At 70.3% G+C, this 14,456-nt stretch carries 12 protein-coding genes; 6 read left to right on the top strand and 6 right to left on the bottom strand.

What is annotated here, in order from left to right:
• The first annotated feature begins 79 nt into the window (after positions 1–79).
• Positions 80–1,540, top strand: a complete 1,461-nt coding sequence (locus WME79_RS48580) for a CotH kinase family protein (protein WP_437529753.1) — start codon at positions 80–82, stop codon at positions 1,538–1,540.
• Positions 1,541–1,603: 63 nt separating this feature from the next.
• Here the strand turns inward: WME79_RS48580 and WME79_RS48585 are convergent, their stop codons facing one another.
• From WME79_RS48585 to WME79_RS48595, 3 genes are all read right to left on the bottom strand, one after another.
• Positions 1,604–2,770, bottom strand: coding sequence for a hypothetical protein (locus WME79_RS48585; protein WP_437529756.1), 1,167 nt, complete (start codon positions 2,768–2,770; stop codon positions 1,604–1,606).
• A 156-nt stretch (positions 2,771–2,926) separates the two neighbouring features.
• Positions 2,927–3,850, bottom strand: a complete 924-nt coding sequence (locus WME79_RS48590) for a nucleoside hydrolase (RefSeq protein WP_437529759.1) — start codon at positions 3,848–3,850, stop codon at positions 2,927–2,929.
• 231 nt (positions 3,851–4,081) lie between these two features.
• Positions 4,082–5,263, bottom strand: a complete 1,182-nt coding sequence (locus WME79_RS48595; RefSeq protein ID WP_437529762.1) for a hypothetical protein — start codon at positions 5,261–5,263, stop codon at positions 4,082–4,084.
• A gap of 246 nt (positions 5,264–5,509) precedes the next feature.
• Between WME79_RS48595 and WME79_RS48600 the strand changes: the two genes are divergently transcribed.
• The gene (locus WME79_RS48600) at positions 5,510–7,000 is read left to right on the top strand and encodes a HEAT repeat domain-containing protein (protein ID WP_437529763.1); all 1,491 of its coding nucleotides are present in this window, start codon (positions 5,510–5,512) and stop codon (positions 6,998–7,000) included.
• 334 nt (positions 7,001–7,334) lie between these two features.
• Here the strand turns inward: WME79_RS48600 and WME79_RS48605 are convergent, their stop codons facing one another.
• Both WME79_RS48605 and WME79_RS48610 read right to left on the bottom strand, forming a co-directional pair.
• Positions 7,335–7,913 carry a hypothetical protein gene (locus WME79_RS48605; protein ID WP_437529766.1) on the bottom strand — a complete coding sequence of 193 codons (579 nt, stop codon included), beginning with the start codon at positions 7,911–7,913 and terminating at the stop codon, positions 7,335–7,337.
• Between the two features lie 33 nt (positions 7,914–7,946).
• Complete coding sequence (locus tag WME79_RS48610; protein ID WP_437529768.1) at positions 7,947–8,795, bottom strand: SDR family oxidoreductase; 849 nt, start codon at positions 8,793–8,795, stop codon at positions 7,947–7,949.
• A gap of 595 nt (positions 8,796–9,390) precedes the next feature.
• On the opposite strand from WME79_RS48610, the gene WME79_RS48615 reads away from it, so the two are divergent.
• Genes WME79_RS48615 through WME79_RS48625 form a run of 3 tightly spaced genes read left to right on the top strand, consistent with a single transcriptional unit; the run spans position 9,391 to position 11,794 of the window.
• The gene (locus tag WME79_RS48615) at positions 9,391–10,290 is read left to right on the top strand and encodes an ABC transporter substrate-binding protein (protein ID WP_437529771.1); all 900 of its coding nucleotides are present in this window, start codon (positions 9,391–9,393) and stop codon (positions 10,288–10,290) included.
• An 11-nt stretch (positions 10,291–10,301) separates the two neighbouring features.
• On the top strand, positions 10,302–10,814 hold the full coding sequence (locus tag WME79_RS48620; RefSeq protein WP_437529774.1) for a hypothetical protein: 513 nt from the start codon (positions 10,302–10,304) through the stop codon (positions 10,812–10,814).
• Positions 10,811–11,794, top strand: coding sequence for a metallophosphoesterase family protein (locus WME79_RS48625; RefSeq protein WP_437529776.1), 984 nt, complete (start codon positions 10,811–10,813; stop codon positions 11,792–11,794). The genes WME79_RS48620 and WME79_RS48625 overlap by 4 nt, the downstream gene beginning before the upstream one ends.
• On the opposite strand, the gene WME79_RS48630 is transcribed toward WME79_RS48625, so the two are convergent.
• Positions 11,791–12,903 carry a hypothetical protein gene (locus tag WME79_RS48630; protein WP_437529779.1) on the bottom strand — a complete coding sequence of 371 codons (1,113 nt, stop codon included), beginning with the start codon at positions 12,901–12,903 and terminating at the stop codon, positions 11,791–11,793. The two genes, WME79_RS48625 and WME79_RS48630, sit on opposite strands and share 4 nt — an antisense overlap.
• Before the next feature lie 350 nt (positions 12,904–13,253).
• On the opposite strand from WME79_RS48630, the gene WME79_RS48635 reads away from it, so the two are divergent.
• The gene (locus WME79_RS48635) at positions 13,254–14,450 is read left to right on the top strand and encodes a glycosyltransferase (RefSeq protein ID WP_437540089.1); all 1,197 of its coding nucleotides are present in this window, start codon (positions 13,254–13,256) and stop codon (positions 14,448–14,450) included.
• The last annotated feature ends 6 nt before the right edge of the window (positions 14,451–14,456 follow it).

A 14,456-nucleotide genomic window follows, 5' to 3' on the forward strand; every position in this document is an offset into this window, starting at 1 on the left:
TTGGAATTGACACTGGTCATGTGAACGATCACATTTGGCGCGAGCGCTGTTCCTTTATCTTCGCCCAGGATGTGTCGTCATGCGCATCGAGACCTCCGTCATGCGATCGAGCTCGTTCGAGCAGGTGAATCGTCCTCCGTCCGGAAGTACCCTCGTGCTGACAGCGCTGCTGGCTTCGGCCCTGTGCGGCCTTGTCGTCGCTTGCTCCGAGCCCGCGGGACCCGGAGCGGGCGGATCGGGAGCGGGGAGCAGCGGGACCGGCGCTGGCGCCAGCGACAGCGGGACGACGGCCGGCAGCGGCGGCCAGGTGGGTTCGAGCGGAGGTGCCGGCGCCGGGACAGGCCAGACCGGGTCGGGTGGGCACGGCTCGGGCGGAGCAGGCGGCGGTCCTGATCTCAGCGCCGAGATCTACGACCGCACCAACCTGCCGCGCTTCGACATCGATCTACCCCCGGAGTCGGTTCAAGCCCTGCAGCAGGTGTCGGGCCCGGACGATCCGCTCCAGGACGAGTACGTCTCGGCCACGCTGCGCTACGGGACGGTCACGGTTTCTAACATCGGGCTGCGCATCAAGGGCGAAGGCAGCTTCCGTGGCCTCGACGAGAAGGCGCCGTTCAAGCTCAAGTTCGACGAGTTCGTGGACGACCAGACCTTCCTCGGCCTCAAGCGCTTGACGCTCAACAACATGGTCGAAGATCCGTCTTTCCTTGCAGAGCGCCTGGCGTACGACCTCTTCCGCCACGCCGGCTTGCCCGCCCCGCGCTGCAACAGCGCGCTCGTGTACGTCAACGGCGAGCTCTACGGCGTGTATGCCAACGTCGAAGCCGAGGACACGACCTTTCTCTCGCGCTGGTTCGCGAGCAACGACGGGAACCTGTACGAAGAAGGGCAGGTCGACTTCGTGCCGGGCGCCGAAGCGGAGTTCGATCTCGAGACCAACGAGACCGCGAACGACCGCACGGACCTCGCTGCGCTGATCGCCGCCGTGGACACGGCGAAGAGCGCGACATTCCTCGAGGACGTCGGCGGCTCGCTCGACACCGAGCACTTCCTGCGCTTCACCGCGGCCGAGGCTGCGGTGAATCAGTGGGACATGTACGCCTACACGGTGTTTTATCCCAACAACTTTCGTATCTACAACGACCCCGCCTCAGGGAAATTCGTCTTCTTGCCGTGGGGGATGGACCTCTCGATGAAGCCCTTCCGCGACTCGGGCAAGCCCCACATCGCGCTGTTCGAGCTCGCGCGCCAGGGTGACTTCCCGAACGGCGCGATCTCGACGGGGCTCATCTTCCGGCGTTGCCTGGAGAGCCCAAGCTGTGTGACCGCCTATCGCGGCGCGGTGGAGAGCATCATCGAGGCGTACGAGAGCGCAGACCTCGAAGGGCTCGCCAACAGCTACTACGAGCAGATCAGCGAACAGGTCGCCGCCGACCCGCGCAAGGAATACTCCCAGCGAGAGTTCGAGCGGGGCTTCCAGAGCTTGCTCGACACCATCCGCGAGCGCCCGGACGCGTTGCGCGCGGATCTGGCCGAGTAGCGCCGTCCGGATCGGGCGGCTTCGCGCCGCGCCGGGTCGACTGCGACGGTACGCCTGGACCGGTCAGCGGCGGTCGCGACGCCGCCGCGCGCGGCTCGCGAGGGACAGCGCGAGCCCGATAGCGGGCAGCGCCCAGCCCGATGAGGCGCCGTTGCCCGCGCTGACCGAGCAGCCGATGCTGACGTGATCGCCATCCGGGTCCTCCGGAGAGTTACCGCCACCACCCGCCCCGGATCCCCCCGAGCCGCCGGCACCCGTATCGGGGGCCTCGCAGGAGCTCATGTCACTGTCGGCGCAGAGGTGGGGGGCCTCTTCGCAGAACGCCGCCCTCGCGCTGCACCAGGCCTCCTCGAAACCTTCGGGCGGAGAAGCGCACCCCGCGATGTTCGCGGCGATCTGCGCCGGGTCGGTCAGGACGACGCCCGTCGCGCCCGCGTCGCCGTGCGGAACGCAGGCGCGCTCCGTCTCGACCGTCGTGCCGTCGATGAGGCTCTTGTACGTGATCTGGTAGCAGTACTCCGTGGCCGCGACGTCATACGTATGGCTCGGGTTCCCGTCCCAGAACGTCTGCTTGCTGAGCACCTCCCCGTCCGAGCTCGAGAAGGTGACGATCTGCACGTACTGGCCCACGCCGTTGTCTTCCCCCCCGTTCAGATCGAGGGAGACAGTGACGTAATGCTCCACTTCCTCGGCCACGCAGCGCTCTTGCGGACCGCAGCTCCCTGGGCCCAGGTTGGCGATACAGCAGCTCGCCTCACCGTGCCAGCGCTCCTGCACGCCGACCCAGGTCTCGACGGGGATGGCGCCCACGTCCATGTCGACAGCGGCGCTGGCCCGGGTCTCCCAGGGGATGGTGCCGCGCTGCTCTCCCTCGAGCGCGATCTGGTAGGTATGGCCTTCGACGAGCGGGGCCGCGGGGCGAAAGACGAGCACGCTCTCGTTCTGGCCGGCGACCACCTCGGCGATCTCGGCGACCTCCTCCAGGGTGCCGCTGATGGCCTCGCCCGTGATCTTGTCGTTTACCAGGAGCACGGGCGCGCTCTCCGGACAGTTGGAATAGCAGGTGACCCGGACCACGATGACCCCGTCGAGCGGCATGGCGCGCGAGGCGTCGTACACATAGCGCCCGTCCGGCACAGGCGTGCAGGCAGAGCTCGGACGGGAGATGCCGAGAGCGCCCAGGCCTCCCATGACGGCGAGCGTCAAAGCGGTGAAGCGAGAATAACGCATTGAAGTTCCTCCTCGATCGACCCGACCTGGGTCACCTTCGCGCGGGCATGTGCAGATACCATGCCGGCGGCGACTCGTTCGACCGCCGCGAGGTCCTCGTGGGCACCCGCGTGCGTCGCGGATGACCGTGAGCCAGCCTGTGCCGGCCTCCCTGTGTCACCTTGACCATTGGGAGAAGAGATATCCGTAGAATTGCTCGAGATCCACCTGGTCGAGCGCCCGTACCGTGCGACCGCCGGGCACGACCCTGGTGCGCCCTTGCGAGCGGCCCGCGGTGACGATCTCCGTCTCCCACGCGCGGAGGGTGAACATCTCGGGCTTGCCGAGGTAAGCGGTCGTCAGCACGTCCCACGCGAAGTAGTCCTGGTGGCCGGCGAGCGCGTAGCAGGTGCCCGCGAGGTCGGAGAGGGGGTAACGGCGCTGGCGGGACAGGCGGCGGAGGAACGCCTGGGTGACGGGGACAAGGTTCGTGATGTCCAGCGGACAGAGGGTGATCGGGATGGCGGTCTTCCAGATGCGGTCGGCGGCGATCGGGTCCCAGTAGACGTTCCACTCGGCGGAGCCGTCCTGCCCGCTCTCGAAGGCCGTCTGCACGTTCCCGTGCACGTTGAGCGCGCCGCCCATCCAGACGATTTCGCGGATGTTCCCCTCGATGCGCGGATCGATGTCGAGCGCCGCGGCGACGGTGGTGAGCGGCCCGGTCACGAGGAGCGTCACGGGCTCGGGGACGGCGCGCAGGGCGCTCGCCATGAAGGCCTGGCCCGCCTCGGGGACGCGCCGGGTGAGGATCTCGTCGCGCTCGTTGAGCACGGGAATCTTGTCGATGCAGAAGGCGTCGCGCCGGAAGATGGGCGGAAAGGGGTTGAGCCCGCGGACGGTGCTCTCGGCGACGGGCACGTCGTGGCGGCCCACCAGATCGAGGATCTTGCGCGTGGCGCTGACGGCGGGCTCGATGTAGCAGTCGGCAGGGGTGACGACGACGCCGAGGACATCGACGTGGTCCATCGTCAACAGGAGCAGCATCGCGAGGTAGTCATCGACGCCGCCGTCGTGATCCAGGAGAACGCGCGTTCGTGTCATGAAGAGCTCCTTGCGGGCGCGGAGGGCCGGCGCCGCGCGCCAGGGATCCCGCCGGGGATCTGGCTCGCGGCGAGAAGGAGAATCTCAACGCAAAGGCGCAAAGACGCAAGGGCGCAAGAAGGCATGGAACTGCATGTCCGTCGCCGCTGCATCCTCTCCCCGGAGAGCGCCGACTGCGCTCGACGTACGTCGCGTCGCGCCGGGTCGGCCGCGACGGTACGCCTGGACCGGTCAGCGGCGGTCGCGACGCCGCCGCGCGCGGCTCGCGAGGGACAACGCGAGCCCGAACGCGGGCAGCGTCCAGCCCGACGAGGCGCCGCGGCCCGCGCTGCCCGCACTGACCGAGCAGCCGGCGCTGTCGTGCTCGCCATCCGGCTCTTCCGGAGTGGCCGCGCCACCACCCGCCCCAGATCCCCCCGAACCACCGGCACCCGTCCCGGAGTCCTCGCAGGAGCTGACGTCATCGTCGGCGCAGCGGTCGGGGTACACTTCGCAGTACGCCGGTCTCGCGCTGCACCAGGCCTCCTCGAAGCCCTCAGGCGGAGAAGGGCACTCGTTTATCTTCGCGGCGATCTCACTCGCGTCGGCCGGGAAGACGGCCGTCTCGCCCGCGTCGCCGTGCGGAACGCAGGTGCGCTCCTTCTCGACGGTCGTGCCGTCGATGAGGCTCCTGTACGTGATCTGGTAGCAGTACTCCGTGGCTGCGACGCCGTACGTCTGGCTCGGGAGCTCATGCCAGACCGCCTTCTTGCCGAGTTCCTCCCCGTCCGGGCTCGAGAAGGTGACGATTTGCAAGTACTGGCTCATGCCGTCGTTCACCCCCCTGGGCACAATGACGAAGAGGGTGACGTAACGCTCCATTTCCTCCGCCACGCAGCTCTCTTGAGGACCGCAGCTTTCCGGGAGCTGATCGACGGTGCAGCAGCTCGTCTTGCCGTGCCAGCGCTCCTGCACGCTGACAAGGCTCTGGACGGGGATGGCGCCCACGTCCATGTCGACAGCGGCGCTGGCGTAGATCTCCGGGATGCCGGCGCTGACGTGCTGTCCCTCGAGCGTGATCTGGTAGGTGTGGCCGTCGACGAGCGGGGCCGTGGGGCGAAAGGCGAGCAAGCTCTCGCGCTCGCCGGCGGCAACGTCGCCGACGGTAACGTCGGCGACCTCCTCCTGGGTGCCGCTGACGGCCTCGCCCGTTTCCTTGTCCGTCACCAGAAGCTTGGGCGCGCTCTCCGGACAGTCGGTGTAGCAACCGACCCAGCCCACGATGACCCCGTCGAGCGGCATGACGCCGTCCACCCCGGATAAAAAGCGCCCGCCCGCCGCAAACGTGCAGGCAGAGCTTGGACGGGAGATACCGAGAGCGCCAAGGCCTCCCATGACGGCGAGAGTCAACGCGGTAAAACGAGCATAAGGCATCGAAGTTCCTCCTCGAGCGACCCGGCGCGGGTCAGCTCCGCACAGGCGCGTACAGACGCTGTGCCGGTGTGCAGATACCGTGCCGATTGCGGCTCGCCTGACCGCCGCGAGGTTCTCGTGGGTTCCCGCGCGTGTCGCGCATGACCGTGGTGTCACCCTGTGCCGGCAGTCCTGCGCGCGCTGTCGCGCGGCGGAGTGATCCGGCGGCGCGCGACAGCGCACGCGCGCGGGTGCTAGCGTGGGATCATGCGCGAGCGCCTCGACGGGATCATCGCCAAGCTGATCGCCGTTCGTGAGCGGGGGCTCTCGTGCTTCGGCAGCGCCGCGCATCGCTTCGAGCTGCGGCCGCCGGCCGCCGAGGCCGAGGTGGCCGCGTTCGAGGCGGCGCGGCGGGTGCGGCTGCCCGAGGACTACCGTGCGTTCCTCCTGCACGCGGGGCACGGCGGGGCCGGGCCGTTCTACGGGCTCATGACGCTCGCCAGATGGCACGACGCGCGGTACGAGGTGCTCGACGACCTCGGCGCCGAGTGCCTGTTGCACCCCGACACGCTGCCTCCGGGCGAGGGTTGGCTCGAGGCGCTCCTGCCCGGCGAGGACGAGGCGATGGACCGCGCGCTGCGGGGCACGCTGAGCCTCGGCTCGCAGGGCTGCAGTTACTACACTCAACTCGTGATCACCGGGCCTGCGCGCGGGCGGGTCGTGTACGTCGATCTCGACGGCGCGCGCCCGTACTTCCCGGAGAACGCGGGCTTCCTCGACTGGTACGAGCGGTGGCTCGACGAGCTCCTGGCCGGGTGCAAGATCCATTGGTTTGGCACCGGCATGCCGGGATTCGAGCCCGAGCTGGCCGATGCGCTGCGCCGGGGCGAGCGCCTCACGGATGCGCTGGCGGCCATGAGGCGACTGCCGAGGATCGACAAGGACACGCTCGATCGGGTGATTGCGCGGCTCGATCACCCCGAAGCTCGAGTCCGGGAGCGGGCTCTCCAGGTGCTCGGGGACTTCGACGGAGATGCGGGGGCGCGGGCGCGGCCGTTCTTGCATGATCCCGAGCCGGGTCCGCGCCGGGCGGCCCTGGATTGCGTGTGCAAGGGCGATGCGGCGCGCTGGGCCGCCGATGCCCGCGCCATGCTCAGCGACGCTGACGGCTCGATCGCGGCGGCGGCCCTCAGCGCCCTGGATGACGCGAAGGTGATGACGCTGGCCGATGTCCTGCCGCGCCTCCGCGACGCGCAGGAGCGCGTGGCGGCGGATGCGGGCCGGCGCCTCGCGGCCATGGCGAGCCGGGGCGTGTCACCGGCGGACGCCCCGGTGTTTGCGGCCGCCGCGATGGCGATGCTCGATCACGCTGAGCCGCGCGTGGCAATGCACGGCCTGCAGGTGCTCGCGCACGTGGGCGCGCCGGATCTCGTGGAGCGGCTGCGGGCGTTTGCGCGCGGCGACGAGCCCTCTCACCGGCTGAACGCGTGCCGGGCGCTCGTGCGGCAGGATCGCGCCGCGGGCTTCAATGCGCTGACCGAGCTGACGCGGCACGCCGATCCGTTCGTTCGCCAGGACGCCGCGCGCACGCTGGGTGAGCTCGGCGACGCGCGCGTGCGGCCGGCGCTCGAGCGGCTGCTCGAGGACGAGACCAAGCCGTTCGAGCGCACCGCGACCGGCAGCCGCACCAACATTTACCGCGTGTGCGACACGGCGAGGATGGCGCTCGAGGCGATCGAGCGCCGCGCCAAGGCGTAGCGATCGCGGCTTCGTGGTGCGAATCGGCCCGGGGTTCATCCTGGATCCTCGGGGCTGAGGGCGATCCGGAGCGGCTGCCGAAAATGCGGGCCAAGCGTGTGCCCGAGGCGCCGCTCGGCACGCCTCGCGAGGGCTTGACGCGAGGGGAAAGGTCCTTGCGCTTCCTGTCCCTCCACCCGATGCGCGTGCCGGCGCGGTGCGAACCTCGTCGAGACGTTGACGTCAGTCGGCTGGCACAAGGTGGTTCGTAGATGGTCGTGCGCCAATCCCGGCGATGTGACCGTTACCGGGCGGCAACTCCGGACCTCCCGGAGCAGCTCCGATCGCCCGAGGCTCAGCCCGGGTGCTGCTGCAGGCGGTGCAGGTGGTGCTCCTCGCCGTTCAAGGTCAGCACCGCCATGAACCCGGTACGCGCGAGCGCCTTCTCGATCCTGAACTCGTGCGTTCCCTGGGGGACGGAGGCGTCGACGATGCGCGTGACCTCCGGTTCCAGGGCGCCACCGGGGTAGCTGTAGATGTCGAGGCGCAGCGTGCAGGCGCGCTCGATCGTCGCGCGCGCGACGAAGGCGTCATTGGCCTCCGTCACCGAGAAGGCGCTCCCGAGCTCGCCCTCGACGGACGATCTCCTGAGCGCCCAGGCGATCTGCTGGCTGGCGATCGGCGCGTACACGTCCAGCACCATCACGTCCTTGTTCTGCTCCTTGAAGCGCGCGTGGAGGCGCGCCCGGGTGGCGGCGTCCACGCCGCCGCCGAGCGTGATGAGGTCGAAGTCGCCGCCGTGGAACTCCGTGTCTGGCGACGCGCTCAAGGTGCCGACAGCCGAGTGCCCCTGCTTGTTCAGCGCTGCCACGCCCCGCTCGAGGACATCGGCCCTCTTTCCGATGACGAGGATCCTGGTCGCTCTCGATGCCATGCTCTCTCCTCCTTGGCGATCTGCCGCCACACCCTACTGGAACGCTTTCACGTGGCGTTCCAGCCATTCGTCGAACGTCCGGGCCCTGCGCCCGAGGAGCTGCTCGATGGTGGACGACGGCTCTTCTCCCTTCCCGGACCTGATCAACGCGAACGCCTCGAGCAAGGCGCGGATGAACACGTCGGGGAGCCCCGCCTTCACCATCCCCTCGCGGGCGGCGTCCTCGCTCACGTCGACGTACCTGAGCGGCCTGCCGATCGCGGCGCCGATCTTCGCCACCTGCTCCGCTGCGCTCAGCGCCTCTGGCCCGGTGAGCTCGTACTCCTTGCCTTCGTGCCCCGGCGAGGTCAGCGCCTTCACCGCGACCGCCGCGATGTCGCGCTCGTCGATGGGTCTCGCCTTGGCGTCGCCAAGGGGCTGGAACACCGCGCCCTGCGCCTTGATGGACGCGGCCCACCGGAGCGTGTTCGAGGCGAACCCTCCCGGCCGGAGCATCGTCCAGGCGACGCCCGACGCCTTGACCCTCGCCTCGGCCTCGCGGTGCCAGCGGGCGATCTGGACGTCGGGTGCGCGGGCGACGCTCGACGAGGAGAGGAACACGATGTGCTTCACGTCCGCCCTCTTCGCGGCGTTGGCCGCGTTGCCGGCGAGCTCCGGCAGGCGGCCGCCCACGCAGACCAGGAACGCCCTGTCCGCGCCCGCGAACGCCGCGTCGAGCGTCTCGGGCTTCGAGAGATCGCCCTTCACGACGGCGATGTTGCCGCCGAGCGCTCCCAGCCTCGCCGGGTCGCGCACGAGCGCGCGGACCGGCTGGCCCGCGTTGACGAGCTGCTCGAGCACCGCACCGCCAACATTCCCTGTCGCTCCGGTCACCAGGATCATCGGCCGCTCCCTTTCATCGCGTTCACCTTCCATGACGCACCACCCTCGCCTCGTCGGCGGGCCGCGTCCGAAGAGCAACGTGCAACGGAGCCTCCCCTATGTCGGATCTCACGCCAATGTATTGGAATAACTCTGCTCGTTTGTTGCCTGCCCACGGTGCGCTTCCGAGCTGGAAGTGCTCTGTCGGCCGAGATCGATCGCTGTGATGTCGAACCGTTTCGAGAGCTCACGCGGGCAGCCCTGCCGGCCAGAGACTGCGGTATAAGCCGCCGGTCGAAGGAGACTGAACATGCGTCCGCTCTTCCCTGTCGTATTTATCTCTGTGATTGGATTGATCGCGTGTGACAGCAAATCGGACTCCAGTCGGGACGTAGCAACGGCAAGCTCCGGCACGACGGGTGGGGCCACGACTGGCGGCGCGGGTGGAGCGTCCTCGGGCAGCGCGGGCTCTGGTGCCGCCGACGCGAGCAGCGGCAGCAGCGGCCAGGCGGGCGCGGGTGGGGGCGCTGGCGTAGGTGGTGAGGGCGCAGGCGGAGGTGGTGAGGCCGGCGCGGGCGCGGGCGCGAACGCCGGCGCAGGGGGGCAGGGCGGAGCCGTGTCGTTTCCTCCGCTCAAGATCTCGAGCGACACGGCGTCCATCGAGTTCACTCCTGCGCTGATCGCGGCGCAGGACTTCTATCGCGGGGAAGCGACCGTCCAGTCCGGCGGCATCGTGGGCATGCTCAACGACGCCAGCGTCGATCTCGGCACCAACGCGGAGACGCAGACGCTAAGGCAGTCGGTGGCTCACCCGAACCTGCGGATCATCTTCACGGTGACGGAGACGTTCTACCGGATCGTGGCCAACCGGGCGGCGGGGATCAGCTCGCTCGCGGATCTGCGCGGCAAGCGGATCGGCTCGATCGCCAACACGTCTGCGGCCTTCTTCATCCACAAGTACCTGGGCACCGTGGGCCTGACCGACGCCGACTACACGGTTGTTTCCGGGGGCATCTGCATGGCTGCGCCCTGCGCGAGGAACACGTTGCCGGCCATGCTCGAGGAGGGCGCCGTGGACGCCGTCGCGCTCTGGGAGCCCTCGACCCAGCTCGCGGCGAACGCGATCGGGAGCAACGCCGTCGTGTTCCAGGATCGCTCGCTCTACCGAGAGATCGTGAACCTCCACAGCACGGCCGAGAAGCTCGCGGATCCGGAGAAGCGGCGCGGCATCGTCGAGTTCGTGCGGTCGCTCGCGAGCGCGCAGGAGCTCTATCGCACCGAGCCAGAAGCGGTCTGGCCGAGGATCTCGCAGGCGATCGGCATCGAGCCCTCCGTGCTCGAGCAGGTCTGGGAGGACGAGCGGTTCCAGGGCACGCTGGTGCCCGACATCCTGGATGTCCTCGAGGAAGAAGAGGGCTGGGTTGCCGCGCAGAGCAACCGCACCCCGCGCACCCGCGCGGAGCTCACGCCGCTGGTCGACGACAGCGTGATGCGAGAGGCCCTCGGGCTTCGGTAGGTGCTCACGTCGTGCGGCCTAGCCCACCCGCCTCACCCTCCCGTCTTCGCGAGTACCTGGCCATCCTCGCTGGCGCGCTGGCCGCTGGCGCCTGTGGCGCGCTCTTCGATCAGGTCACCGCCGCGATCTCTCCCGAGTATTTCCTCGACGGCAAGGGCCTCGCCGCGTCGAGCTTGCCGTTCCGGCTCGCGGTCGCGTGGACGGGGTTCCGGGGAGGTCTGCCGCTCGGCGCCCTCGTCATGGGCGTGGGCCTCCTCCGCTCCGCGCGCAGCGATCGGTTCTCGTGGCGCGCCTGGATGGTCAGGATGATGGCGGCGCTCGCCGCGGCGCTCGCGCTCTGCCCGGCCGTCATGGCGGCGCTCGACCCGTTCGGCGTGCGCGAGGCGAGCCTCGGTGTGTGGTCCCGCGGCGCCGCCACGAGATACCTCGTCTGCTGGGGGCTCCATGCCGGCGCATACCTCGGCGTCCTCGTCGGCGTCTTTCTGGAAGGCCGACCCGCCTCCAGCCGAGCGCCAGGGCCGTGAGCAGGCGGGTCGTCCCGGTCGCGCTGCTCGCCGCCGCGAGCGCGCTGCTCGCCGCGTGCGCGCCGCTGCCCGCGCCGCGCCGCTTCGCGGGGAGCCTCGATGTGCCGCTTCCGACCACGAGCGGCCGCATCGCCGTCATCGCCGATCTGCAGCGCACCTCGTACCTGGAGTTCTGGCGCGAGTCGAACGATCCCGAGCGCGCCGTGCTGGTGCAGGCGCTCGCCGCCGCTCGCCCCGACGCCGTGTTCGTGATCGGAGACCTGGTGTTCGACGGCGGCTCGGCGCGGCACTGGGCCGATCTCGACGCCCTGATGGCGCCGGTGCGCGACGCCGGGATCCCGGTGTTCGCGGCGTTCGGCAACCATGAGTACTGGGGTGGCCGCGGCGGTGCGCGCCACCTCTCCGCGCGCTTCCCGCACCTCGGCGGGCGCCACTGGTACGAGGTTGCCTATGGCCCCATCCGCGTCGTGGTCCTCGACAGCAACATCGACGAGCTCACCCCCGCGGCGTGGGACGCCCAGATCCGCTGGTACGACGGCGCGCTCCGCCGCCTCGACGCCGATCCTTCAGTGCGCGCGGCGCTGGTGCTCGCGCACCATCCGCCCTACACGAACAGCACGGTGACGGGCGACGAGCCCCACGTGCAGCGCCACATCGTCCCGCCCCTCCTCCGCTCCCGGAAGGCGCTGGCGCTGATCAGCGGCCACGTGCACAACCACGAGCGCTTCCAGCGCGGCGGAAAGCTGTTCATCGTGGCTGGCGGCGGCGGCCCACGGGCCGCGCTCGCCCAGGGCGCGGCACGCCGCCACCCCGACGATCTCGCCCGCGGCGCGGCGCTACGCCCATTTCATTTTCTGCTGATCGCGCCCGCCCCGGAGGGCCTCGCCGTCGAGGTCCACGGGCTCCCCAAGGGCGGCAGAGAGGCCGCCGCCCTCGACCATTTCGTGATTCCCTGGCCGGCGCGCTACGGCCCGCGCTAGGCGGCCGCGCCGAGGGTGCCGATCTCCTCGAACTCGCGGATCATCCGATCGAGCCCGCCCTCGTCGACGCGGAGGCCAAGCGCCGCCGCGGCGTGGACGAGGAGCTTCCGCTCCCGCAGCGACGCGACCTTGTCCACGGCCGCCGCGATCTCGAGCGCGCGCAGCAGCGGGGCGCGCGCGCCCTCCGGCACGTCGCGGAGGCGCTCGATCCAGCTGATGTCGTCGGCGAGCCGCTCGTTCAGGCCAACGCGCGCCCGGGCCGGCAGCCGCCGCAGCACGGCCGCGAGCAGCGCAGACTCCTCCGGCGTGAGGCGTCCATCGGCGGTGAAGATGAACCAGAGCCCGTCGAACAGGCGATCGAGGTGCGGGCGCAGCGTCTCGTCGCTGAGCGCCTCGTCGAGCGCGCGCCGGTAACGCAGGTATCGGCGCGCGGTATCCCCGAGGCGCCGGGTGACTACCCAGCTCGTGATCGACGACGAGGCGACCGAGAGCACGGGCACCAGGTTGCGCGCCACGCTCTCGCCGGCGAGCCGCGCCGCGAGCTGCTTGGCCACATCCGAGCCGCTCGCGCGCGCCGAGCGCACGAGCACGCCCGCTGGATCGTCCGTGTCCTGGGGGTGCTGTACGACGCCGAACGCGAGGGCGAGCAGCGCCCACACGTCGGCCGGCTCGTCCGGATCGAACCGGAGCCCGAAGAGATCCGCGAGCTCGCAGAGCATCTGCACGTGCAGGAGCAGCCGGAGCACCGTCTCAGCGCCGATCGCGAGCATGGCCGCAGGGATCGCGACGAGCCCGCCGAGCCCGTTCGTCTCGGCCGTGGCCACGGCCGCGCCGGTCGAGAGCGCCCCGGTGGTGCCGCCCGCGAGCGCCGAACGGACGCAGGCGCGCCGGATGCAGGCGCGCGCGTCGGTCGGCTCCGTCACGCCGGTCGACGCCGCGATGATCGCGGGGCGAGGCCGCCGGTTGTAGCGGCGCACCGCGCGGGACAAGAGCTCCTCGAGCCATGCGTCGACCGGGCGCACGCGCACGCCCGCTCCGCTCGTCGCCTCGATCTGCGGGAGCACCGCGGCCCCCGTTGCGTCACCAGGATGCGCAGCCTCGTCGCCCATGGATCAGGGCGGTTCAAGATGCATTCCGCGTTCCGCGGGCGCCGAGGCCGAGCTCGTTCGCGGCTCTGCCGAGATCGGCTATCGCCTTCGTCGGGCGGATACGGATTCACCAGCTCCCTCACCGACGAGGAGCACCTTGCGCTCACACGGCTCAACAAGCCAGAGCAGCTCGAGGAGGCTCTGGCCGTCTGGGCCTGAACGGATGATCCGTGGTACGGGCGTCCTCGCCCCGCCTCCCGCTTCAGCATGTATACCGGAACTCTGGCGTTGATACGATGAAAAAACGCGTCTGCGGTGCCATCGTCGCCTCCGTCATCCACGCGACGCGCGTGGTGGAAGGGAGAGACACGATGCGGGTATTGCTGACGGGAGTGGGGACTCGCGGTGATGTGCAACCCGTGGTGGCCTTGGCCGTCGAGATGCGGCGTCGGGGGCACGATGTGAGGCTGTGCGTTCCGCCGAACTTCATCGACTGGGTGGGCGGAATGGGCTTCACGGCGACCCCGATAGGAATCGCGATGCGGCAACCGAGCGGGGCCGCCGCGCCGGCCGCCCCGCCGACGCCGGAGCAGGTCCGCGCGTTGCTCGAGCACCTCGCGAGAGACCAGTTCGACGCGACCGCCTCGGCCGCCGAGGGATGCGACGTGATCGTGGCCGGCGGAGCGCACCAGTACGCCGCACGGTCCATCGCCGAACGGCTGGGCATCCCGTCCGTGGTCGCCGTGTACGCGCCGGTGGCCCTGCCATCGACGGATCATGCGCCCGGCGGGGAGCCCGGGGGCGACCTGGAATCCAACCTCCGATGCTGGCAGGACGAATCGCGGAGCTGGAACGAGCGCCTTCTCGAGCGGCTCAACGCCAACCGGGAGCGCCTCGGCCTGGGTCCGTTGAGCGATGTCTTGAGCCACATCCTGGGCAAGGCGCCGTGGCTCGCGGCGGACTCGGTCCTCGGGCCGCTGCCGGCGACGCCGGGCCTCCAGGTCACGCAGACGGGAGCCTGGCTCCTTCCCGACCATGCGCCGCTCGTACCCGAGCTGGAAGCGTTCCTCGCCGCCGGCGAGCCGCCCGTTTACATCGGCTTTGGCAGCATGCCTGTCGACCAGCAGACCGGCCGCATGGTCATCGAGGCCGTGCGGGCTGCGGGGCGCCGGGTCGTGCTGTCGCAGGGGTGGGCCGAGCTCGGTCTGGTCGACGACGCCCCCGACGGCATCGCGATCGGCGACGTCAACCAGCAGGCGCTGTTCCCGAGGGTCGCCGCGGTGGTGCACCACGGCGGGGCGGGTACGACCACGACGGCGGCGCGCGCGGGCGTCCCGCAGGTGATCGTCCCGATGTTCGCCGATCAGCCCTACTGGGCCTCGCGCGTCCGGGCGCTCGGCCTCGGGACGTCCGTGGCCCGTGGAGCGCTGAGCGCGGAGTCCCTTCTGGCCGCGCTGGAGGGCGCCCTCGATCACGGTGTCGCTGCCCGCGCGGCCGCGAGCGCAGGCGCCGTGGCGGTGGATGGGACGGCCGTCGCCGCCGACCTCATCGAGCGGGCCTCCGCGTGAAGCTCG

It is taken from the genome of Sorangium sp. So ce726 (assembly GCF_051521405.1).
GTDB lineage: Bacteria > Myxococcota_A > Polyangia > Polyangiales > Polyangiaceae > Sorangium.

Coding starts and splice junctions, on each gene's coding strand:
- WME79_RS48600 (WP_437529763.1), top strand. CDS start 5,510: ATGCGCGAGCGCCTCGACGGGATCATCGCCAAGCTGATCGCCGTTCGT.
- WME79_RS48595 (WP_437529762.1), bottom strand. CDS start 5,263: ATGCCTTATGCTCGTTTTACCGCGTTGACTCTCGCCGTCATGGGAGGC.
- WME79_RS48610 (WP_437529768.1), bottom strand. CDS start 8,795: ATGATCCTGGTGACCGGAGCGACAGGGAATGTTGGCGGTGCGGTGCTC.
- WME79_RS48590 (WP_437529759.1), bottom strand. CDS start 3,850: ATGACACGAACGCGCGTTCTCCTGGATCACGACGGCGGCGTCGATGAC.
- WME79_RS48585 (WP_437529756.1), bottom strand. CDS start 2,770: ATGCGTTATTCTCGCTTCACCGCTTTGACGCTCGCCGTCATGGGAGGC.
- WME79_RS48605 (WP_437529766.1), bottom strand. CDS start 7,913: ATGGCATCGAGAGCGACCAGGATCCTCGTCATCGGAAAGAGGGCCGAT.
- WME79_RS48630 (WP_437529779.1), bottom strand. CDS start 12,903: ATGGGCGACGAGGCTGCGCATCCTGGTGACGCAACGGGGGCCGCGGTG.
- WME79_RS48580 (WP_437529753.1), top strand. CDS start 80: ATGCGCATCGAGACCTCCGTCATGCGATCGAGCTCGTTCGAGCAGGTG.
- WME79_RS48635 (WP_437540089.1), top strand. CDS start 13,254: ATGCGGGTATTGCTGACGGGAGTGGGGACTCGCGGTGATGTGCAACCC.